The sequence below is a fragment of the Pseudomonas sp. IT-196MI5 genome, assembly GCF_949767415.1.
Taxonomy (GTDB): Bacteria; Pseudomonadota; Gammaproteobacteria; order Pseudomonadales; family Pseudomonadaceae; genus Aquipseudomonas.
Window position 1 is genome coordinate 340,201 of the sequence record NZ_CATKPZ010000033.1, and the last position, 22,461, is coordinate 362,661.

Annotated in this window: 21 protein-coding genes; 4 read left to right on the top strand and 17 right to left on the bottom strand. The window is 59.2% G+C overall.

Features of this window, described 5'->3' with window-relative positions; genetic code table 11:
* Positions 1-31: 31 nt before the first annotated feature.
* The 3 genes from ACM6IK_RS20000 to ACM6IK_RS20010 all read right to left on the bottom strand — a co-directional run bounded on the left by ACM6IK_RS20000 (position 32) and on the right by ACM6IK_RS20010 (position 3,781).
* Positions 32-2,062: a pyridoxamine 5'-phosphate oxidase family protein gene (locus ACM6IK_RS20000; protein WP_414875694.1), complete on the bottom strand. Its 2,031-nt coding sequence runs from the start codon at positions 2,060-2,062 to the stop codon at positions 32-34.
* Positions 2,063-2,125: 63 nt separating this feature from the next.
* Positions 2,126-2,752, bottom strand: coding sequence for a glutathione S-transferase family protein (locus ACM6IK_RS20005; RefSeq protein WP_414875695.1), 627 nt, complete (start codon positions 2,750-2,752; stop codon positions 2,126-2,128).
* Positions 2,753-2,878: 126 nt separating this feature from the next.
* Entirely contained in the window at positions 2,879-3,781 is a 903-nt protein-coding gene (locus ACM6IK_RS20010; RefSeq protein WP_414875696.1) for a LysR family transcriptional regulator, read from the bottom strand.
* A 578-nt stretch (positions 3,782-4,359) separates the two neighbouring features.
* Between ACM6IK_RS20010 and ACM6IK_RS20015 the strand changes: the two genes are divergently transcribed.
* From ACM6IK_RS20015 to ACM6IK_RS20030, 4 genes are read left to right on the top strand one after another with little or no spacing between them, the layout of a single operon-like run.
* Positions 4,360-5,517, top strand: coding sequence for an AI-2E family transporter (locus ACM6IK_RS20015; RefSeq protein ID WP_414875697.1), 1,158 nt, complete (start codon positions 4,360-4,362; stop codon positions 5,515-5,517).
* Between the two features lie 14 nt (positions 5,518-5,531).
* Entirely contained in the window at positions 5,532-7,043 is a 1,512-nt protein-coding gene (locus ACM6IK_RS20020; protein WP_414875698.1) for an efflux transporter outer membrane subunit, read from the top strand.
* A complete protein-coding gene (locus ACM6IK_RS20025; protein WP_414875699.1) occupies positions 7,036-8,154 on the top strand; it encodes an HlyD family secretion protein in 1,119 nt (372 codons plus the stop codon). Before ACM6IK_RS20020 ends, ACM6IK_RS20025 begins: the two co-directional genes overlap by 8 nt.
* Positions 8,144-9,169 (top strand): DUF2955 domain-containing protein, encoded by a 1,026-nt coding sequence (locus ACM6IK_RS20030; RefSeq protein ID WP_414875700.1) that lies wholly within the window; start codon positions 8,144-8,146, stop codon positions 9,167-9,169. The genes ACM6IK_RS20025 and ACM6IK_RS20030 overlap by 11 nt, the downstream gene beginning before the upstream one ends.
* 46 nt (positions 9,170-9,215) lie before the next feature.
* Here the strand turns inward: ACM6IK_RS20030 and glmS are convergent, their stop codons facing one another.
* From glmS to ACM6IK_RS20100, 14 genes are all read right to left on the bottom strand, one after another.
* Positions 9,216-11,048, bottom strand: coding sequence for a glutamine--fructose-6-phosphate transaminase (isomerizing) (gene glmS / locus ACM6IK_RS20035; RefSeq protein ID WP_414875701.1), 1,833 nt, complete (start codon positions 11,046-11,048; stop codon positions 9,216-9,218).
* A gap of 1 nt (position 11,049) precedes the next feature.
* On the bottom strand, positions 11,050-11,826 hold the full coding sequence (locus ACM6IK_RS20040) for a DeoR family transcriptional regulator (protein ID WP_108218803.1): 777 nt from the start codon (positions 11,824-11,826) through the stop codon (positions 11,050-11,052).
* A gap of 204 nt (positions 11,827-12,030) precedes the next feature.
* The gene (glmU, locus tag ACM6IK_RS20045; RefSeq protein ID WP_414875702.1) at positions 12,031-13,398 is read right to left on the bottom strand and encodes a bifunctional UDP-N-acetylglucosamine diphosphorylase/glucosamine-1-phosphate N-acetyltransferase GlmU; all 1,368 of its coding nucleotides are present in this window, start codon (positions 13,396-13,398) and stop codon (positions 12,031-12,033) included.
* A gap of 114 nt (positions 13,399-13,512) precedes the next feature.
* Positions 13,513-13,938 (bottom strand): F0F1 ATP synthase subunit epsilon, encoded by a 426-nt coding sequence (locus ACM6IK_RS20050; RefSeq protein ID WP_007985046.1) that lies wholly within the window; start codon positions 13,936-13,938, stop codon positions 13,513-13,515.
* A 45-nt stretch (positions 13,939-13,983) separates the two neighbouring features.
* Positions 13,984-15,363: a F0F1 ATP synthase subunit beta gene (gene atpD, locus ACM6IK_RS20055; protein ID WP_108218801.1), complete on the bottom strand. Its 1,380-nt coding sequence runs from the start codon at positions 15,361-15,363 to the stop codon at positions 13,984-13,986.
* 27 nt (positions 15,364-15,390) lie between these two features.
* Positions 15,391-16,251: a F0F1 ATP synthase subunit gamma gene (gene atpG / locus ACM6IK_RS20060; protein WP_007934344.1), complete on the bottom strand. Its 861-nt coding sequence runs from the start codon at positions 16,249-16,251 to the stop codon at positions 15,391-15,393.
* Between the two features lie 50 nt (positions 16,252-16,301).
* Complete coding sequence (gene atpA / locus ACM6IK_RS20065; protein ID WP_108218800.1) at positions 16,302-17,846, bottom strand: F0F1 ATP synthase subunit alpha; 1,545 nt, start codon at positions 17,844-17,846, stop codon at positions 16,302-16,304.
* A gap of 21 nt (positions 17,847-17,867) precedes the next feature.
* Complete coding sequence (locus tag ACM6IK_RS20070; RefSeq protein ID WP_108218799.1) at positions 17,868-18,404, bottom strand: F0F1 ATP synthase subunit delta; 537 nt, start codon at positions 18,402-18,404, stop codon at positions 17,868-17,870.
* A 12-nt stretch (positions 18,405-18,416) separates the two neighbouring features.
* Entirely contained in the window at positions 18,417-18,887 is a 471-nt protein-coding gene (locus ACM6IK_RS20075; protein WP_116262423.1) for a F0F1 ATP synthase subunit B, read from the bottom strand.
* A gap of 58 nt (positions 18,888-18,945) precedes the next feature.
* Positions 18,946-19,203, bottom strand: coding sequence for a F0F1 ATP synthase subunit C (atpE, locus tag ACM6IK_RS20080; protein WP_003097235.1), 258 nt, complete (start codon positions 19,201-19,203; stop codon positions 18,946-18,948).
* Between the two features lie 134 nt (positions 19,204-19,337).
* Positions 19,338-20,207: a F0F1 ATP synthase subunit A gene (atpB, locus tag ACM6IK_RS20085; RefSeq protein ID WP_414875703.1), complete on the bottom strand. Its 870-nt coding sequence runs from the start codon at positions 20,205-20,207 to the stop codon at positions 19,338-19,340.
* 16 nt (positions 20,208-20,223) lie between these two features.
* Positions 20,224-20,631, bottom strand: coding sequence for a F0F1 ATP synthase subunit I (locus ACM6IK_RS20090; protein ID WP_108218796.1), 408 nt, complete (start codon positions 20,629-20,631; stop codon positions 20,224-20,226).
* Positions 20,632-20,779: 148 nt separating this feature from the next.
* The gene (locus ACM6IK_RS20095; protein WP_414875704.1) at positions 20,780-21,652 is read right to left on the bottom strand and encodes a ParB/RepB/Spo0J family partition protein; all 873 of its coding nucleotides are present in this window, start codon (positions 21,650-21,652) and stop codon (positions 20,780-20,782) included.
* Positions 21,653-21,661: 9 nt separating this feature from the next.
* Positions 21,662-22,459, bottom strand: coding sequence for a ParA family protein (locus ACM6IK_RS20100; RefSeq protein ID WP_007969897.1), 798 nt, complete (start codon positions 22,457-22,459; stop codon positions 21,662-21,664).
* Positions 22,460-22,461: the final 2 nt, after the last annotated feature.

The window sequence follows — 22,461 nt, forward strand, 5'->3', positions numbered from 1 at the left end:
ACCGGCGGGCAATGTTGGCCTGCAACGATCTTCAGATATCGAGCACCAACGGCTGCTCCCCCTGCGCCGGAATCGCACAGCAAATCAGCACCTGTCCGTCATCCGGCACCTCCGCTGGCGGCAGTGGGTAATGCACCTGACCGCTGACTAATCGCGTCTTGCAGGTGCCGCATGAGCCACCGCGACAACTGAATTCCGGGCGCAGGCCACGGCTTTCCGCCAACTCCAGCAAGCTGCCGCCCTCCGGCTGCCAGCGCGCTTCCTTGGCCGAGCGCTGGAACATCACGGGCACCGACGTGGTGGCGGCTGGCGGCTGCTCGATGACCACTGCATCGGGGTCCGGTCGCCGACGCAAGGTGGACGGACCGAAGGTTTCGGCGTGAATCCGCGAATCGCGAATGTCCAGTTCACGCAAGCCGTCATACAACGCCTGGGTAAAAGTTCCGGGGCCACAGACGACAAAATCCAGCTGATCGTAGTCCTCGACTGTCAGCAGATCCTTGAGCAGCGCGATGTCGATCCGTCCGCTGAGGTCGAAGTCCTCTCCTGGCATTGCCTCGGCTTCCGGTTGACTGAGCAAACGCACCACCCGCACCGCGTCACCGGCATCCTCAAGCAAGCGATCCAGCTCCCGGCGAAACGGCTGATCGGCCAGTGTGCGCGAACTCTGGATGAACCATGTCGGGCGGATACGGCGGGTGCGCAAGCCTTGGTAAACCACCTCCCGCAACATCGACAACAGCGGTGTGATACCGACCCCAGCCGCCAGCAACACCAATGGCCGACGCTCAAGGGGCGCCACGGTGAAATGCCCTTGCGGCGCCCGCGCCTCCAACAGGTCGCCGACACGAATCTGCTCATGCAAATGCGTAGACACCCGCCCGTCGCGCTTTACGCTGATGCGGAAAAAATCATCGGACGGCGCGCTCGATAAACTGTACGTGCGGATGTGCACTTCACCGTCAATGTTGAAACGCAGGGGCAAATGCTGCCCGGCCTGGAACAGTGGCAACCCGGCTCCGTCGGCAGGCTCCAGGTAAATCGAGCGAATGTTGTGGCTTTGCGCTTCAATCCGCGCCACCCGCAACGGCCGCCATTGATCACCCAAGGCTTTGGCCTGCATACGCGCCTTGGTCTGCTCCCATGTGCCGGTGAGCAAACTGGTGGGTGAAACACCGTCGAAGCGCCAGCGCAAGGCCAGGGCGGCGGGGCGCCGTACCACCTGCTCGACATCGATTGTCCACAGGCGCTCGGCTCCCTGGAACGCCTCGACCTGCGGGCCCTCCAGGATAATTTCAGTGCGTCCGCTGAGCTGCAGCAAATCACCGCTATTGAAATCGATGAACAACAATCCGGCCCGGGGGTTGAGCAGCAGGTTGCCCAAGGTGTTGAAATGCAAATTGCCGGCGAAGTCCGGAATGGTCAGGCGATTGCCTTCCACGCGTACAAAACCACTCTGCCCGCCACGGTGAGACACATCCACCGAGCGTTCACCGTCGACATCCACATAACTGGCAACAAAGAACGTGTCCGCCTCGGCGATCATGGCTTTGGCCGCGTCATCCAGTTCGTTGAAATGCTGGGCGGCACGCATCGAAGGATCGGTCAGCGGCACCGAGCGAAACTGGCGCAACTGAATGTACTGCGGGCAATTGCCGAAGGACTGGTCTACCGTCACCGCGAAACCACCCGTAGACATGGCGCGGACATGGCCATTGATACGGTTGCGACGGCGAGTGTGCAGTTCGATACCCAACAGGCCAATGGCCGAGCCATCGCTCATCTGCGCAGGATCGTCAACGGCAGGCAGGCTGCGAAATTGCAGTAAGCCCGGTTCTGGGGAGTGGGCGAAACCAGGCTCACCTTCAAGGATGCTGGCCCAGGGATGACCGTCGGCATCCACCGCCCCGTACAGCATGAACGGCAATTGCTGATAGAACGTGCGGTGCTGGTCCGGCATCTCGCTGCGAATCACCTTACGACCGAACACCTCCATTCGCTCGGCAACGCCCACATGCGCCTGCAATTGCTTCTCGCCGGCATGCCAGGGTGAACGGTCCATACGGCTGCTCCCTTGCGCCAGTGGCGCAGAACGGGGCGGCCCGGCAATACCGGGCCACCAACATCAGGCGGTTTTTTGCAGACCGGCAACGGTGCGCGGCATGCCGACGAAACCTGGCAAGGCTTCGATGCGGGCCAGCCAGGCGCGAATGTTTGCGTACTCGTCCAGCGACACATTGCCCTCGGGCGCATGGGCGATGTAGCTGTAGGCGGCGACGTCGGCAATCGTCGGCTCAGTGCCGGCCAGATACGGCGTATGGGCCAATTCGTGATCGATCACTTTGAGTACGGTATGGGCGTAGGCAATTACTTCTTCAGCGTTGTAAGGCGCGCCGAACACGGTGATCAAACGTGCCCGGGCAGGGCCGAAGGCAATCGGGCCGGCAGCCACCGACAACCAGCGCTGGACCTTGGCCGCACCCACCGGATCAGCCGGCAGCCAGCGACCGTTGCCGTATTTTTGCGCCAGATACACCAGAATCGCGTTGGAATCGGCCAACACCACGCCCTGGTCATCAATCACCGGCACTTGGCCGAATGCATTGAGCGCCAGGAACGCCGGTTGCTTGTGCTCGCCCTTGGCCAAGTCAACGAAGATCAGTTCGGTCGGCAATTTCAGCAGGGACAGCATCAATTCGACACGGTGAGCGTGGCCGGAAAGTGGGAAGTTGTAGAGTTTGATCGCTTGCATGGTCGACACCTCAGGTGAGTGGTGCTGCTCAGGAAGACCAGCGCCGATGAGGCGAATACTCTACCTTCAACCAAAACAACAGAATCACCATAAAACGCAATCAATTATTTCATTGGGTGAAATAACTCAACACTTGAGCGCCGGATGCTCGCGCAGGGTCTTCACCGCGAAATCAACAAAGCTGCGCACCCGGGCCGGCGCTTTGCGTCCGCCCTGATAGACCACATGGATGGGCAACGGCGGCAGTTCGAAGTCGGCCAGAATGATTTCCAGCTCTCCGGCAGCCACCTTGCTCGCGACTTGATAAGACAGTACCCGCGTGAAGCCCAACCCCAGACAGGCTGCCGTGATGGCCGCCTGATTCGCTGTCACCACCAGTCGCGGTTCAGCCCGCACACTCAAGGTTTCGCCGTCTTCAATGAATGGCCAACTCCGCAATTGGCCTATGGCCGATGTCGCAATGATCGGCGCCACAGCCAGCTCCTGTGGATGCCTGGGCCGACCATGGCTGGCCAGATACTGTGGCGATGCGCAGATCACCCGCCGCACCTCACCCACGCGGATCGCATGCTGGTTGCTGTCGGGGAGTTCGCCGATGCGAATCGCCACATCGACGCCCTCCTCGACCACGCTCACTACCCGGTCCACCAGCAGCGCGTTGATGCAGACTTCGGGGAATTGCGTCAGGTAGCTCACCATCAGCGGCGTAACAAACAGCTCGCCAAACAAAACCGGAGCGGTGATGGTCAATTGCCCACGAGGATAGATATGGCTGCCAGCTGCCGAATCCTCGGCTTCCTGCACCTCGGCGAGAATTCTCCGACAGTCCTCCAGATATCGCTGACCGGCCTCGCTCAAATACACGCTGCGCGTGGTACGTGTGAGCAGTTGCGTGCCAATACGCTTCTCCAGCGCCGCCACCGCTCGGGTAACGCTGGCCGCCGACAGCCCCAGACGCCGCGCCGCCGCCGAAAAACCCTGTTCCTGGGCGACGGCAGCGAAGACCTGCATTTCCTGGAAACGGTCCATGGGCATGTCCTCATTACAGACAGATAAATCGCAATAAAAGGCCGGGATGTTAAACGCAATTGTTCAATAACAAAGTTGGACGTCCGACCATCAAGTAAATCAATGGGCTGCTGCAGCCTAGCGCCTGCGCTGTAAAAACCAAGCGTGGCACAAACCGCAAAGAGCAGACCGCGGATTATTGATAATTAATGAGGATTATTTTCTTGCGACAGACGCGACTGTTCGCAATTATCCGGACCCGTCCGCTGCACCGGCTAATGCCTGACAGGGAAAAAGAGCCACTGGCTCGGCTCCCAACCCGTTTCCAGGCAAGGGCTCGTCAGCGGACGAGATCCACAGCGGCAGAATTCCAGCTTGCATAAACAGGCGGAATATACGACTGCTCCTATACTACAAGCCACCCTGCTACCTATTGAGTATTAGTAGGTACCTCGTTGAAATCTTCCCTACGTGAAATAAGGCGTTAGTTGTTAACACTTGGGCGCCTGTCCATCGATCTTGCTTTCAAGAGTCACTCCGTAGGGAAGAGTGATCTTCAACTAGCTGGCCAACCTGGTGACACCGCAAGGAGTTCGAGAATGTTGCGCACAAACATTTCCACAAGAGCACTGTCCGGTGGTTTGCTCGATGTACTGATACGCGCCGGGCTGATTACCGTGCTGGTGCTGTTCTGCTTCCAGATCTTCCACCCGTTCCTCAACCTCATGCTCTGGGCGCTGATTCTGGCCATCACCCTGTATCCACTGCATGCGCTCATCAAACGCAAGTTGGTCAACAAGGACGGTCGTGCCGCCACCCTGATTGTGGTAGTCGCCCTGGCGTTGCTGATGGTGCCGATCTACCTGCTGGGCACCTCGATCAGTGAATCGATCCATGGCACCCTGGCGGTCCTCAAGTCCGATACGCTGCAGATTCCGCTTCCCAACGAAAAAATCGCTTCCCTGCCGCTCATTGGCCAGCCGCTCTATGACTACTGGACGCAAGCCGCCACCGACATGAGCAGCGTGGTGATGAAGGTGATGCCTTACATCAAGTCCGTCGGCCTGACCTTGTTGGGCAAAATGGCCGACGTTGGTGTGGGCTTTCTGTTGTTCATCGGTGCCCTGATCATTGCCGGCGTGCTCATGGCCTATGGCGAAAACGGCGAAAGAAGCGCCCTTGCCATCACCTCGCGCCTTTCGGGACCTGAGCGTGGCCCACGCATTACCGAGCTGTGCACTGCCACCATCCGCGCGGTCGCCCAAGGCGTGGTAGGCATCGCGTTCATTCAGATGTTGCTGGTGGGCGTGGGCTTCGTGCTCATGGGTGTCCCCGGTGCCGGCCTGCTGGCGATGGTTGCGCTGCTGATGGGGATCATGCAATTGCCAGTACTGCTGGTGACCCTTCCGGTGATCGCGTATGTCTTCGCCACCGATGGGACCAGCCTGGCCACCATCGTGTTCGGCATCTACAGCCTGATTGCCGGGATGGCCGACAACGTCCTCAAGCCATTGATGTTGGGCCGCGGCGTCGATGTCCCGATGCCGGTGATTCTGATTGGCGCCCTGGGCGGTATGGTGAGCGGCGGCTTCATTGGTCTGTTCATCGGGCCGGTTGCGCTGGCGGTGGGCTACCAACTGTTCTGGCAATGGGTCCAGGACCAACCGTCTGCCGAGGTAATGAACGAAACACCCGAGATAGAGGTGGTTAACGAGACACCGAAGATAGAGGCAATGAACGATCAGCGTCCCCTCTGAGGAGTGTGCGCTTGATGCCTCGCCCTGCTCGCGTCAGCCGGCTGCTGCTCTGTGGCACCGTTTTACTGGGCGGCTGCGTGCAACTGGGGCCGGATTTTCAGTCACCGGCCCAGCCCTGGGTCGACCACTGGAACAGCCCGGCCCTGGAGATCGCCGGCCAACGACAAGCGCAACCGGACAGCCGCCAATGGTGGCGCGTATTCAACGATCCGGTGCTGGACCATTTGATCGCCGAAGCCGACGCCCACAACGCCGACCTGCAGGTCGCTGGCCTGCGGGTCATGGAGTCTCGCGCGCAATTGGGCATCGCCCTGAGTGGACGCTACCCGCAATTGCAACAAGCCAGCGCCGACAGCCTGTACCTGAACCGTCGACAGTCGGGCGGCGCCAACCCCCAGGACACGCATTTCTGGCAACACAGCGTCGGCTTCGATATCGGTTGGGAGCTGGATTTCTGGGGGCGTTTCAGCCGTGCCATCGAGTCGGCCGACGCGTCCTGGTTTGCCGCCCAGGCCAACTATGAAAATGCCTTGGTGCTGTTGCACGCGCAACTGGCACAAAACTACTACGCCTTGCGCACCGCCGAGGCGCGCCTGCAAATAGCCCGCAGTAACGCCAAATTGCAAAAGCGCAGCTACGAGATCACCGAGCGCCTGTTCAACAGCGGGGCCGAAGCCGAGCTCGATCTGCAACAAGCCAAGACCCAGTATCTGGGCACCCTGAGCACCATCCCGGATTTCGAAAGCCAGGTAGCCAGCTTGCGCAATGCGTTGTCCACCCTGATCGGCCAACCACCCGGCTCGATCCCGGACCTGAATCGCAACACCGCAGTGGTGCCATTGCTCGATACAGCAGTCTTGCAGGATGTGCCGGCCAACCTGCTGGTGCGGCGCCCCGATGTACGCGCTGCCGAGCTGCAAGTGGCGGCGCAGTCGGCGTTGATCGGTGTGGCCGAGACCGACCTGTACCCCTCCATCAGCCTGCTGGGCAGCATCGTCTGGTCCGCCAACTCGCTCAACGGTGCGCCCAATACCCTCGACATGGTGGCCGGACCCAGCCTGCGCTGGGACATCTTCGACCACGGCCGGATCACCAACAACGTCCGCGTGCAGGATGCCCGCCTGCAGCAGCTGATCGTTATCTACCAGGACAGCGTGCGCCAGGCGGCGCGCGAGGCTGACGATGCCGCTACCGGTTTGATCAAAGCGTTGGAGCGCGACCAGATCCTCAGCGAAGCCTCAATAGCCGCCGAACGTTCGGTGACCCTGGCCAATGCCCAATACCGCGAAGGCTATTCGGATTTCCAGCGCGTGCTGGATGCCCAGCGCGCCCTGTTTGCCCAACAGGATATCTATCTGGTCAACCGTGGCACCGCCGTCAACAGCCTGATCGCCCTGTACAAAGCCCTGGGCGGCGGCTGGTACAGCGACCAGCCGATGATCGACCCGGCCACCCGCCAACAGATGCAACAACGGACCGATTGGGGCGATCTGCTCGACGAACCGAAGGAAAGTGCCCATGACTGACAGCCAACAACCGGCCGCCGAGAACGCCTCGGCCCCCGCCGCCGACCCGGCCAGAAAAGCGATCAACTGGGTGGTGCTGCTGATCATCCTGAGCCTGGTCTGGTACCTGATGGCCGACCGTTATACGCCCTACACGCAACAGGCACGGGTGCAGGCCTTCGTTGTGCCGGTGGCGGCTGAGGTATCCGGCCGGGTGACCAAGGTGCATGTACGCAACAACCAGGACGTCAAGGCCGGTGAGTTGCTGTTTGAAGTCAATCCCGAGCAATACCAGATTGCCGTCGATCGCGCCCGCGCCGACCTTGAGTCGACGCGTCGCCAGGTGGGCGCCAACACCGCTGGCGTCGACTCCAAGCAAGCGTCCCTGCGCGCGTCCCAGGCCAACGAGCTCAAGGCACGCCAGGACATCCAGCGGCTCGAGCGCCTGTACCGCGAAGACCCGGGCACCATCTCGTTGCGACGCCTGGAGATATCCCGCGCCACTCTGGAGGAGTCCATCAGCCAAGTCGCCGCGGCCAAGGCCGAAGTGCAACGTGCACGGGAACAACAGGGCGGTAACGAAGACGAAAACGCCCAGTTGCTCAGCGCCGCCAGCAACCTTGAAAAAGCCGAGCTGGACTTGAGCAATACCAAGGTCCACGCACGCTCGGCCGGCCTGATCACCGATTTGCGCACCGATGTCGGCCAATTCGCCGCCGCCGGTGCGCCGGTGATGACCCTGATCGCCATCCACGATGTGTGGATCAGCGCCGACATGACGGAAAACAATCTGGGAAGTGTCCAGCCCGGGACGCCGGTGTCCATCGTCCTCGACGCCCTGCCAGGAAAAATTTACCAAGGCCATGTGCGTAGCGTCGGCTATGGCGTCGATATCGGCCAGACCACCCAGCCGGGCAGCCTGCCGAAAGTGGAGAACAGCCGCGATTGGCTGCGCCCTGCCCAGCGCTTTCCGGTCATCATCGAGTTCGAGCCCGGTGAGTTGACCAGCCCGCAGGGCATCCGGTCCGGCGGGCAGGCCGAAGTCATGGCATTCCCGAGTGAAGGTAACCCGCTGAATATCCTGGGGCGCCTGTTCCTGCGCCTGATGAGCTGGATGTCCTATGCGTATTGAGCGCCCGGCCCGGGTTCAGCGCGCCCTGCGCCTGAGCTTCGGCACGGCGCTGTGCCTGGCCGCGAGCTTCGGTCTGGCCCTGCCCATCCCGTTCCTCGCGCCGATGCTGGCGCTGATGATGCTGGCAGCGATGAACCGACCGTTGCCGTTCAAGGCCAGCCTGGGTCTGATCCTGATCCTGATGTTGACCACCGGGACCGGCCTGCTGCTCATTCCCCTGCTGCGTTACTACCCGTTCAGTGGTGTGCTGCTGGTCGGACTGTGCCTGTTCATGGCCTTCGGGTATGGCCTGCGCGGCGGCAACCCGCTGGTGGCGACTTTCCTGGTGGTGGGCCTGACCTTGATCAGTTCGGCGGGAACCGCTGAATTCGCCCTGGCGCTTGAGGTGATCGTGGCCCTGGTCAAGGGGCTGTTCCTGGCCGTGACAACGCTGACCATCAGCCATTGGCTGTTTCCCGACCCAGCCAGTGCCCCCGCGGCAAAGCCCGGCCCAAGCCTTTCTCTAACCGAAAGCAGTTGGCTGGCCCTGCGTGCCACGCTGGTGGTGCTGCCAACCTTCCTGCTGGCCATGGTCGACCCGGCCAGCTACCTGCCGATCATCATGAAAGCCGTCAGCCTCGGCCAACAAAGCTGCGCGACCAGCGCCCGCACCGCCGGCCAGGAATTGCTCGGCTCGACCCTGCTCGGTGGCCTGATGGCGATTCTTTTTTGGTGCGCGCTGAGCTTGTTCGTCAACTTGTGGATGTTCTTTCTGTGGATGTTGCTGTTCGGCTTGCTGGCGGCCAGAAAACTCTATGGCCTGGCCCGGACCCGACAACCACCGAGTTTCTGGCTCAACAGCCTGGCGACCCTGATCATTCTGCTCGGCCAATCGGTACAGGACAGTGCAGCGGGCAAGGACGTCTACACCGCCTTCGCTATCCGCATGGGGTTATTCATTCTGGTGACTTTGTATGCCTGTGCGATGGTCCATTTGCTGGATACGCGGCGGCAACGTCGAATTACGTCCACCTAGAAACAGAAAAACCCCCTGAAGAGGGGGTTTTTCATCTGTGGATAACTTATTCCACAGTGACCGACTTCGCCAGGTTACGCGGCTGGTCAACGTCAGTACCCTTGAGCACGGCGACGTAGTACGACAGCAGTTGCAGCGGGATGGTGTAGAGGATCGGCGACAGGATGTCGTGGATGTGCGGCATGTGTACCACGTGGGTGCCTTCACCGTTGGTCATGCCGGCCTTCTCGTCAGCGAAGACGATCAACTGGCCACCGCGGGCGCGAACTTCCTGGAGGTTGGACTTCAACTTCTCCAGCAGCTCGTTGTTCGGCGCCACGGTCACTACTGGCATGTCGTTATCCACAAGCGCCAACGGGCCGTGTTTCAGCTCGCCGGCCGGATAGGCTTCAGCGTGGATGTAGGAGATTTCCTTGAGCTTGAGTGCCCCTTCCATCGCTACCGGGAACTGCGCGCCACGGCCGAGGAACAGCGTGTGGTGTTTCTCGGCGAACAGCTCGGAGATTTTTTCCACGGTGCTGTCCATGGCCAGCGCTTCGCCCAGGCGGGTTGGCAAACGACGCAGTTCTTCGACCAGCGTCGCTTCGACGCCTTTGGCCAAGGTGCCACGAACCTGGCCCAGGGAAAGCGTCAGCAACAACAGGCCAACCAATTGCGTGGTGAAGGCTTTGGTCGAAGCCACACCGATTTCGCGACCGGCCTGGGTCAACAGGGTCAGGTCGGATTCGCGCACCAGCGAGCTGATGCCGACGTTGCAGATCGCCAGGCTGGCGAGGAAGCCCAGTTCCTTGGCATTGCGCAGTGCGGCCAGGGTGTCGGCGGTTTCGCCGGACTGGGAAATGGTCACGAACAAGGTGTCCGGCTGCACCACCACCTTGCGGTAGCGGAATTCGCTGGCGACTTCGACCTGGCAAGGAATGCCGGCCAGCTCTTCGAGCCAGTAACGCGCGACCATGCCGGCGTGGTAGCTGGTGCCACACGCGACGATCTGTACGTTACGCACTTTGGCGAACAGCTCGGCCGCCTGTGGGCCGAATGCCTGTACCAGCACCTGGTTTTGGCTCAGGCGACCTTCCAGGGTGCGCTGCACCACGGACGGTTGCTCGTGGATTTCCTTGAGCATGAAGTGGCGGAACTCGCCCTTTTCAGCGGCTTCGGCACCGTCGCGATACTGCACGGATTCGCGTTCGACAAGCTTGCCGTCAACGTCCCAGATCTGCACGCTGTCGCGGCGGATTTCGGCGATGTCGCCTTCTTCCAGGTACATGAAGCGGTCGGTGACTTGACGCAGGGCCAACTGGTCGGACGCCAGGAAGTTTTCCCCCAGGCCCAGGCCGATCACCAACGGGCTGCCACTGCGGGCTGCGACCAGGCGATCCGGTTGCTGCGCGCTGATCACTGCCAGGCCGTAAGCACCGTGCAACTCTTTGACGGTCGCCTTGAGGGCCACGGTCAGATCGCGCAGATCCTTGAGTTTGTGGTTCAGCAGGTGTGAGATGACTTCGGTGTCGGTGTCCGAGGTGAACACGTAGCCCAGGGCTTTGAGTTGTTCACGCAGGGCTTCGTGGTTTTCGATGATGCCGTTGTGCACCACCGCCAGGTCACCGGAGAAATGCGGGTGAGCATTGCGCTCGCACGGTGCGCCGTGGGTGGCCCAGCGCGTGTGGGCGATACCCAGACGACCGACCAGCGGCTCGCTGGCCAATGCCTGCTCCAGCTCACTGACCTTGCCCGGGCGACGCAGGCGCTCGAGTTTTTCGTCGTTGGTGTAGACCGCTACGCCAGCGCTGTCATACCCACGGTATTCGAGGCGCTTCAGGCCTTCGACGAGGATGGCGGTGATGTTACGTTCTGCGACTGCGCCGACAATTCCACACATGCTATTTCTCCTGACTGACAGCCGCGCAAATCAAATTGATACCGCGGGCCTGAATCTGATCGCGAGCCTCAAGCGGCAGGCGTTCATCCGTAATAAGGGTATGGACACTGCTCCAGGGCAGTTCCAGGTTGGGAATCTTGCGGCCGATCTTGTCGGCCTCCACCATCACGACCACTTCGCGGGCGACTTCGGCCATGACCCGGCTCAGCCCGAGCAGTTCATTGAAGGTGGTTGTACCGCGAACCAGATCGATGCCATCGGCGCCGATGAACAGCTGGTCGAAGTCGTAGGAGCGTAGTACCTGCTCGGCAACCTGCCCCTGAAAGGACTCGGAATGCGGGTCCCAGGTGCCACCGGTCATCAACAGCACCGGTTCGTGCTCAAGTTCGCTCAGGGCATTGGCGACATGCAGCGAGTTGGTCATCACCACCAGACCGGGTTGCTGTCCGAGTTCCGGGATCATGGCGGCGGTAGTACTGCCACTGTCGATAATGATCCGCGCATGCTCGCGAATCCGCGCGACGGCGGCACGGGCGATGGCTTGCTTGTATATGGAAACCGGCTGACCAAGGTCCGCAACCAGCTCCTGAGGCATGGTGATCGCCCCGCCGTAACGACGCAGCAACAGACCATTGCTTTCAAGCGCTGCCAGATCCTTGCGAATCGTAACTTCCGACGTTTCGAAGCGCTTGGCCAACTCATCCACACTGACTTCGCCCTGCTCATTGAGCAAGGCGAGGATGTTGTGGCGACGCTGAGGTGTGTTGCGCTTCGACATAAGCTGATAAGTTTCGATTCGAAAGATAGCGGAAGCAATCAAAACCTATCAGCGAAACTTCGTCAAGCGCCAAGCGATAAAAAGAGCTGTGGATAACTTGCCCGCGATGGGCGTGAACGATAACGCACTCCTTCTGGAAAAATGCGTCGCTCTCGAATTCATCGCGAGCAAGCTCGCTCCTACAAGAAGAGAGTTGTGGATAACTCAGCTCTTCTTGATCTTCTCCGGCCGCTTCCAGCCGTCGATGTTTTTCTGGCGAGCACGTCCGATGGCCAACTGGGATTTATCCACAGTCGAGGTGATGGTCGAACCGGCCGCTGTCGTTGCACCGGCGAGGATATCCACAGGCGCCACCAACGAGTTGTTGGAACCGATGAACACATCTTCGCCCAACACGGTTTTCCACTTGTTGGCGCCATCGTAGTTGCAGGTGATGGTGCCAGCACCGATGTTGGAGCGCGCGCCCACCTCGGCATCGCCCAGATAAGACAGGTGACCGGCCTTGGCGCCTTCGCCCAGGTGAGCGTTTTTCAGCTCGACGAAGTTACCCACATGCGCGCGGGCTTCCAGCACGGTGCCTGGACGCAGACGGGCGAACGGGCCGGCATCGCTGCCTTCACCCAGAATGGCACCCTCGATATGGCTGTTGGCCTTGATGACCACGCCTTTGCGCAGGGTGCTGTCCTTGATCACGCAGTTCGGGCCGATCACCACATCGTCTTCGATGACGACCTTGCCTTCGAGGATCACGTTGATATCGATCAGCACGTCGCGGCCAACGGTGACTTCGCCGCGCACATCGAAACGTGCCGGGTCGCGCAGGGTCACACCTTGGGCCATCAAACGACGGCCGGCGCGCAGTTGATAGTGACGTTCGAGTTCGGAAAGCTGCTTGCGGTCGTTGGCGCCCTGCACTTCCATGGCGTCGTGGGGTTGTTCGGTGGCCACTACCAGACCATCGTTGACCGCCATTTCGATCACGTCAGTCAGGTAATACTCACCCTGAACATTATTGTTCGACAGGCGGCTCGTCCAGTCGGCCAAGCGATCGGCAGGAACAGCGAGGATACCGGTGTTGCCTTCGCGGATCGCGCGTTGCGCTTCGTTGGCATCCTTGTGTTCAACGATGGCAGCGACTTTACCGTCAACGTCGCGCACGATGCGGCCATAACCGGTCGCATCGTCGAGTTCTACAGTCAGCAGGCCCATCTGTCCTGGCACTACCTGAGTCAGCAGGCGTTGCAGGGTTTCCACTTCAATCAACGGCACGTCACCGTAAAGAACCAGCACGGTGTCGGATTTGATGAAGGGAACTGCCTGGGCCACGGCGTGGCCGGTTCCCAGCTGTTTGTCCTGCAGGACGAAGTTCAGGTCGTCAGCGGCCAGACGTTCGCGCACGGCGTCGGCACCATGACCTATCACGACGTGGATGCGCTGTGGATCAAGTTGCCGGGCGCTGTGGATAACATGGCCGAGCATCGAATTGCCGGCAATCGGGTGCAAGACTTTCGGCAAGGCGGAACGCATGCGCGTGCCTTGGCCAGCAGCGAGAATAACGATTTCAAGGGACATGACTGGCTACCAATCCAGGGTGGTCAGCGACTGCGACCAAGGTTATAAAATGTCGAAAAAGAAAAAGGGTAGCCGAGGCTACCCTTTTTTATCAATCACACAACAAGCGCTGCCTTAATGGCCGAACTTCTTGCGGATCTGCTGGACGGTGCGCAGCTGAGCTGCAGCCTCGGCCAGTCGAGCAGCAGCAGAACCGTAATCGAATTCCGCGCCTCGCTCATGCAGGGCTTTCTCGGCAGCCTTAACGGCTTCCAAAGCTGCGGCTTCGTCCAGGTCGGCAGCACGTTGCACGGTGTCGGCAAGAACCTTGACCATGTTCGGCTGAACCTCGAGGAAACCACCGGAGATGTAATACACCTCCTCTTCCCCGCCCTGCTTGACCAGGCGGATCGGACCTGGCTTCAGATTAGTGATCAGCGGCGCGTGACCCAGAGCGATACCAAGATCACCCAGTGCACCGTGCGCAATCACCATCTCGACCAGACCGGAAAAGATTTCTCCTTCCGCGCTGACGATATCGCAATGGACTGTCATAGCCATCTGATTGCCTCAACCTAAATTAGCGCCCGTTGCCGGGCGCCGGGATTACAGTTTCTTGGCTTTCTCGATCGCTTCTTCGATGCCGCCAACCATGTAGAACGCTTGTTCTGGCAGGTGGTCGTAGTCACCGTTGAGGATGCCTTTGAAGCCAGCAATGGTGTCTTTCAGGGAAACGTATTTACCCGATGCACCGGTGAAGACTTCAGCCACGAAGAACGGCTGCGACAAGAAGCGCTGGATCTTACGAGCACGGTTTACCAACTGCTTGTCGGCTTCCGACAGCTCGTCCATACCCAGGATCGCAATGATGTCCTTCAGTTCTTTGTAACGCTGCAGAACGTACTGAACGCCGCGAGCGGTGTCGTAGTGGTCCTGGCCGATCACGTTCGGGTCCAGCTGGCGCGAAGTCGAGTCGAGTGGATCGACCGCCGGGTAGATACCCAGGGAAGCGATGTCACGGGACAGAACGACGGTGGCGTCCAAGTGGGCGAAGGTGGTCGCTGGCGACGGGTCGGTCAAGTCGTCCGCAGGTACGTATACCGCCTGGATCGAAGTGATCGAACCTTCCTTGGTCGAAGTGATACGTTCTTGCAGAACGCCCATCTCTTCAGCCAGGGTCGGCTGGTAACCCACTGCCGAAGGCATACGGCCCAGCAGTGCGGATACTTCAGTACCGGCCAGGGTGTAACGATAGATGTTGTCGACGAACAGCAGAACGTCGTTACCTTCGTCACGGAACTTCTCGGCCATGGTCAGGCCGGTCAGTGCTACGCGCAGACGGTTACCCGGCGGCTCGTTCATCTGACCGTAAACCAGTGCCACTTTGTCCAGAACGTTGGAGTCCTTCATCTCGTGGTAGAAGTCGTTACCCTCACGAGTACGCTCACCCACACCGGCGAACACGGAATAACCGCTGTGCTCGATGGCGATGTTACGGATCAGTTCCATCATGTTTACGGTTTTGCCTACACCGGCACCACCGAACAGACCGACTTTACCGCCTTTGGCGAACGGGCAAACCAGGTCGATAACCTTGATGCCGGTTTCCAGCAGGTCGTTGCCGCCTGCCTGTTCAGCGAACGAAGGCGCTGGACGGTGAATGCCCCAACGCTCTTCGGTGTCGATCGGACCAGCTTCGTCGATCGGGTTACCGAGGACGTCCATGATCCGGCCCAGGGTCGCTTTACCGACCGGTACGGAGATGGCTGCGCCAGAGTCGACAACGTCCAGACCGCGCTTCAAGCCTTCGGTGGAACCCATCGCAATGGTACGAACCACGCCGTCGCCCAGCTGTTGCTGAACTTCCAGGGTGGTCCCGGCCGCGCTTTGTACAGTCAGCGCGTTGTAGATGCTCGGTACGCTGTCGCGTGGAAATTCCACGTCGATAACGGCGCCGATGATTTGAACGATACGTCCGCTACTCATAGCTGGATCCTCTGAATATTTGAACCGTTAAACCGCGGCAGCGCCGCCGACGATTTCCGAGATCTCTTGGGTGATCGCAGCCTGACGCGCCTTGTTGTAGACCAGCTGCAAATCGCTGATCAAATCACCGGCGTTGTCGGTAGCGTTCTTCATCGCGATCATCCGCGCAGCCTGTTCAGCCGCGTTGTTCTCGACCACCGCCTGGTAGACCTGCGACTCCACGTAACGGACCATCAAGCCGTCAAGCAGCTCTTTGGCGTCCGGTTCGTAGAGATAGTCCCAGTGGTGCTTGAGTTCTTGATCCGGGGTTGCCACCAGTGGAATCAACTGCTCCACGGTAGGCTGTTGCGTCATGGTGTTGATGAACTTGTTGGACACCACGGACAGGCGGTCAATACGGCCGTCCAGGTAGGCATCCAGCATCACCTTGACGCTGCCGATCAGATCATTGATCGACGGCTCTTCACCCAGGTGGCTGATAGCTGCTACGACGTTACCGCCGAAGTTGCGGAAGAAAGCCGCACCCTTGCTACCAACAACACACAGATCGATCTCGACGCCGTTTTCGCGGTTTACCGCCATGTCCTTGACCAGAGCCTTGAACAGGTTGGTGTTCAAGCCACCACACAGACCACGGTCACTGCTCACTACGACATAACCAACTCGCTTTACTTCACGGTCGATCATGAACGGGTGGCGATATTCCGGGTTAGCGTTGGCCAGATGGCCAATAACCTGGCGGATGCGCTCCGCATAAGGACGGCTAGCAGCCATGCGCATTTGTGCCTTGCGCATTTTACTGACCGCCACTTTTTCCATGGCGCTGGTAATCTTTTGCGTGCTTTTGATGCTCGCAATCTTACTGCGAATCTCTTTTGCGCCTGCCATGTAACACCTATCAGGTTAGCAAGCGGGAGCCTTGCGGCTCCCGCTGCGGCTTACCAGGTTTGGGTGGCCTTGAACTTCTCGATACCGGCTTTCATGCCAGCGTCGATTTCGTCATTGAAGTCACCTTTCACGTTGATCTTCGCCATCAAATCGGCGTGATCGCGGTTGAAGAAAGCAATCAGCGCTTGTTCGAAGCTGCCGATCTTGGCGATTTCAACGTCAGTCAGGAACCCACGCTCAGCGGCATACAGCGACAGCGCCATGTCAGCGATCGACATTGGTGCGTATTGCTTCTGCTTCATCAGCTCGGTAACGCGCTGACCATGCTCAAGTTGCTTACGGGTCGCTTCGTCCAGGTCAGAAGCGAACTGGGCGAATGCCGCCAGTTCACGGTACTGAGCCAGAGCGGTACGGATACCACCGGACAGCTTCTTGATGATCTTGGTCTGAGCGGCACCACCCACACGGGATACCGAAACACCGGCGTTCACTGCAGGACGGATGCCCGAGTTGAACATGGCCGATTCCAGGAAGATCTGACCGTCGGTGATGGAAATCACGTTGGTCGGAACGAACGCGGAAACGTCGCCAGCCTGGGTTTCGATGATCGGCAGTGCGGTCAGGGAACCGGTTTTGCCGGTCACTGCGCCGTTGGTGAACTTCTCTACGTATTCTTCCGAAACGCGGGATGCGCGCTCCAGCAGACGGGAGTGGAGATAGAACACGTCGCCTGGGTAAGCTTCACGGCCTGGTGGACGGCGCAGCAGCAGGGAAATCTGGCGGTAAGCCACTGCTTGCTTGGACAGATCGTCATAAACGATCAGCGCGTCTTCACCGCGGTCGCGGAAGAATTCACCCATGGTGCAACCGGAGTACGGTGCCAGGAATTGCAGCGCCGGAGATTCCGAAGCACTGGCAGCCACGATGATCGTGTTGGCCAGGGCGCCGTTTTCTTCCAGCTTGCGAACCACGTTGGCGATGGTCGATTGTTTCTGACCGATGGCTACGTAGACGCAGAAAATGCCGCTGTTCTTCTGGTTGATGATCGCGTCGATCGCCAGAGCGGTTTTACCGATCTGACGGTCACCGATGATCAGCTCACGCTGGCCACGGCCGACCGGGATCATGGCATCGACAGCCTTGTAGCCAGTCTGTACAGGCTGGTCTACCGACTTACGCCAGATCACGCCTGGAGCAACTTTCTCGACCGCGTCGGTCTGGGTGTTGCCCAGTGGACCTTTGCCGTCAACCGGGTTACCCAGTGCGTCGACTACGCGACCCAGCAGTTCCTTACCCACCGGAACTTCGAGGATGCGGCCGGTGCACTTGGCGCTCATGCCTTCAGCCAGAGACTGGTAAGCGCCCAATACAACGGCACCTACGGAGTCTTGCTCCAGGTTGAGGGCCATACCGAAGACGCCGCCCGGAAACTCGATCATCTCGCCGTACATTACGTCGGCCAGACCGTGAATCCGCACGATACCGTCAGATACGCTGACGACAGTGCCTTCGTTACGGGCTTGGGAGGTCACATCGAGCTTGTCGATGCGGCCCTTGATAATTTCACTTATTTCGGAAGGATTGAGTTGCTGCATTGCTCTGCTGCCCCTTCAAACTCAAGATTTCAATGCTTCGGCCAGTTTCGCGATTTTGCCGCGAATCGAGCCATCGATAACCAGGTCGCCGGCGCGGATGACGACACCACCAATAAGGGCAGCGTCCTCCGCAACTTGCAGGCGCACTTCCCGGTTGAGTCGTGCACTGAGAACCTTGGCGAGTTTGTCTTGCTGTTCTTGGTTCAATGCAAAAGCACTGGTCACTTCAACGTCTACCGACTTCTCTTGCTCGGCCTTGTACAGGTCGAAAAGAGCGGCGATCTCCGGCAATAGCAGGAGACGGTCGTTTTCGGCAACGACATTGATGAAGTTCTGTGCCTTGGCATCAAACTTGTCGCCACACACGTCAATGAACGTGGTGGCCTTTTCTGCGCTCGTCAGTCGCGGGGCCTTGAGCACGCGCTGCAGGGTGTCGTCTTGCGACACCGCTGCAGCCAGGCCGAGCATGGCTGACCAATTGGCCAGTTGCTGGTGGGCCTGAGCGTGCTCGAAGGCCGCCTTAGCGTAAGGTCGGGCCAACGTGGTCAGTTCTGCCATGATCGCCCTCGCTTAGATTTCAGCAGCCAGTTGGTTAACCAGCTTTGCGTGCGCGTTTTGATCGATTGTGGCACCCAGGATCTTCTCGGCGCCTTCGACTGCCAGCAAGCCCACTTGGGCACGCAGCACGTCTTTGACACTGTTCAGTTCCTGTTCGATCTCGGCCTGAGCCTGAACCTTCACACGGTCAGCGTCGACACGGGCTTTTTCAACAGCCTCTTCGACAATCTGATTACCGCGTTTCTTGGCTTGCTCGATGATTTCAGCTGCCTGAGCTTTCGCTTCGCGCAGTTGCTGACCCGCTTTCTCTTGGGCCAACTCCAGGTCGCGAGCTGCTCGGCTGGCAGCGTCCAGACCATCAGCGATCTTCTTTTGACGTTCATGCAATGCCGCAATGACCGGAGGCCATACGAACTTCATGCAGAACAGTACAAAAATCAGGAACGCAACGGACTGGCCAATCAGGGTCGCATTAATGTTCACGCCAACACCTCGCAGTTACGTTGTCCATCACACCAAATTACCCGGAAGATCCGAGTAATCAGCCAGCGATTTGACCAACGAACGGGTTCGCAAAGGTGAAGAACAGAGCGATACCAACACCGATCATGGTTACGGCGTCGAGCAGACCGGCAACGATGAACATTTTAACTTGCAGCATTGGAACCATTTCTGGCTGACGCGCTGCGCCTTCCAGGAACTTGCCGCCCAGCAGGCCGAAACCAATTGCGGTACCCAGTGCGCCCAGGCCGATCAACAGTGCAACAGCGATAGCGGTTAGACCAACTACAGTTTCCATCTTTCCTCCCGACTTTTACGTCGTATGGTTTAGGTTTTTTTAATTTAAAGCGGTAAAACAAATCGTTTCAGAGGCCCCGTTAAGAGCCCCCTCCCGTTTAACGGGGAGGGACATCAGACTAGTCGAGACTGGCCTTAATGGTTTTCTTCGTGTGCCATCGACAGGTAGACGATGGTCAGCATCATGAAGATGAACGCCTGCAGGGTGATGATCAGGATGTGGAACACAGCCCACGCCCACTGCAGAACAACGCCCAGGCCACTAAGCCAGAGCAGACCGCTGCCGAACATCACAGCAATCAGAATGAAGACCAGCTCGCCGGCATACATGTTGCCGAACAGACGCAGAGCCAGGGAGATCGGCTTGGCGATCAGGGTCACGAATTCCAGCAGGAAGTTCACCGGGATCAGCAGGGCCTGAAGGAAGACGTTCTTGCTGCCGAAAGGGTGCAGGGTCAGCTCGCCGATGAAGCCGCCGAGGCCCTTGACCTTGATGCTGTAGAAAATGATCAGTGCGAAAACCGAGAACGCCATGCCCAGGGTCGCGTTCGGGTCGGTGGTCGACACGGCGCGGAACGGGATGTGGTGGTCGCCGGAGATCAGGATGGCCAGTTGAGGAATCCAGTCGACCGGTACCAGGTCGACGGCGTTCATCAGGAACACCCAGACGAAGATGGTCAGTGCCAGCGGTGCAATCACCGGGCTTCGGCCATGGAAGCTGTCTTTCACGCTGCCATCGACGAATTCGACCAATACTTCAACGAAGTTCTGCAAAGCACCAGGCTGACCGGAAGTCGCCTTCTTGGCCGCCATGCGGAAAAGAAGAACGAAGATCAGACCCAATGCGACCGACCAGCCGAGAGTATCGACGTGGAAAGCCCAGAAGCCCATTTCCTTGGCTTCTGCTGCGGTATGGGCAAAGCCCCAGCCGCCGTTAGGGAGCTGACCGAAGGTCAGGTTCTGCAAGTGGTGCTGGATATAGCCCGAAGCGGTTGTTTCTGCCATGGTTGCCTCAAACGCCCTAAGGTCTCGAAAGTCTTGTTCTCATCAGCAGGGGAGCGAACCAGCTGACCAGTTGGGTCAGCACGAAGACGCCGAATACAGCCAGCGGCGCCAATGGCTTCACACCTGCGAACGTCAATGCAAAAAGCACCGCCGTCAAAATCAGTTTGCCCGCCTCGCCGGCATAAAAAGACCGGACGATGGCTTGAGCTGCCCGGGCGCCGGTAAACCGAAATGCCCTGTGAGCGAAATAAATATTCGGAAGCAAGGCTATCAGGCCTCCGCAGAGTCCCGAGTACCCGGCAACGACTCCATACCGTTGCCAGAGCGCCAAAGCGGCAATGAGCAGAACGACAAATTGAGCCATTAACACCGGAAAAACTGCCAGGCGATGGAAGGGCAGGCGGTTTGGCGTGCGGGTTTCCATCACTTTTACTCCCCAATGGTCGGCTGCCAGAATTCAATAACTTGGCATAATTTGTGCCGACAAAATGCGCGCAGAGTATAGGGGCGGTTCTGCCCCTATTCAACTGTCAGGTAGTGATTTCCGACTTCACGCTACATGAGGAATTGTTTCAGCGGATGTGTGCAAGCACACCTTGAAGCTCATCAAGAGAGTTGTAGCCGATCACCAGTTGTCCCTTACCCTTCTTTCCGTGGCGGATCTGCACCGCAGAGCCTAGGCGCTCGGCCAGACGTTGCTCGAGGCGGGCGATATCCGGGTCCGGTTTTGTCGGTTCAACAGGCTCCGGTTTACCACTCAACCACTGGCGAACCAGTGCCTCGGTCTGGCGCACGGTCAGCCCCCGTGCGACAACATGTCGCGCCCCTTCAACCTGTTGAATTTCCGGCAAACCGAGCAAAGCTCGGGCATGACCCATTTCCAGGTCGCCGTGGGACAACATGGTCTTGATGACTTCCGGCAAGGAAATCAGGCGCAGCAGGTTAGCCACGGTCACCCGGGACTTGCCCACCGCCTCGGCCACCTGTTGCTGGGTCAGCTGGAACTCCTGCTGCAAACGCTGCAGGGCCACCGCTTCTTCAATCGGGTTCAGGTCTTCGCGCTGGATGTTCTCGATCAGAGCGATGGCGATCGCGGTTTCATCGGGTACATCGCGGACCATCGCCGGGATGGTTTCCTTCCCGGCTTGCTGGCTGGCGCGCCAGCGGCGTTCGCCGGCAATGATCTCGAAGCGGCCGCTGCCGATCGGGCGCACCACAATGGGCTGCATGACGCCCTGGGCCTTGATCGACTGCGCCAGCTCTTCGAGCGCCTGCGGATCCATGTCACGACGCGGCTGGTATTTGCCGCGCTGGAGCAGATCCAGGGGAAGGTGTTGCAGCTCACGCTGATCGGCTTGCGCCGCTTGTTCTTCCAGCGAACTGACAGTCGGACCACTCAACAGAGCATCCAGTCCACGTCCGAGACCTCGTTTCTTGACGGCCATGGGGATTCCTTAAGTTGCCTGAGCAGCGGCGATGCGTGAGTTTTTGCGTTGACGACGAACCATTTCGCCCGCCAATGCCAGATAGGCAACGGCGCCTCGCGATGCTTTGTCGTACGCCAGCGCCGGCATGCCGTAGCTTGGCGCTTCGGCCAGACGGATGTTGCGCGGAATGACGGTGTCGTAGAGTTGTTCGCCGAAGTGTTCCTTGAGCTGCGCCGAGACATCGTTCATCAGGCTCAGGCGCGGGTCGTACATCGTCCGCAGCAGGCCTTCGACCTTGAGGTTCGGGTTCAGCAGTTCAGCGATACGCTTGATGTTATCCACAAGGTCGCTCAAGCCTTCGAGTGCGAAATACTCGCACTGCATGGGGATAATGACCCCGTCGGCGGCAACCAGTGCGTTCAAAGTCAGCATCGACAGCGACGGCGGACAGTCGATCAGGATGTAATCGTAGTTTTCCCGGATCGGCGCCAGCGCACTGCGCAGACGGCTTTCCTTCATCTGCATTTCCAGCAGCACCACTTCGGCCGCGGTGAGGTCGCGGTTGGCTGGCAACAACTGGTAACCACCGTGTTCGGAGAAGTGCATGGCCTGGGCCAAGTCGCATTCGCCGATCAGCAGGTCGTAGACCGAGTTTTCCAGGCCATGTTTATCCACACCGCTACCCATGGTGGCGTTGCCCTGTGGATCAAGATCGATCAACAGCACCCGGCGCTTGGTCGCGACCAGGGATGCTGCGAGGTTGATGCAGGTGGTGGTTTTGCCCACGCCACCCTTTTGGTTCGCAATCGCGAATACCTTAGCCATTC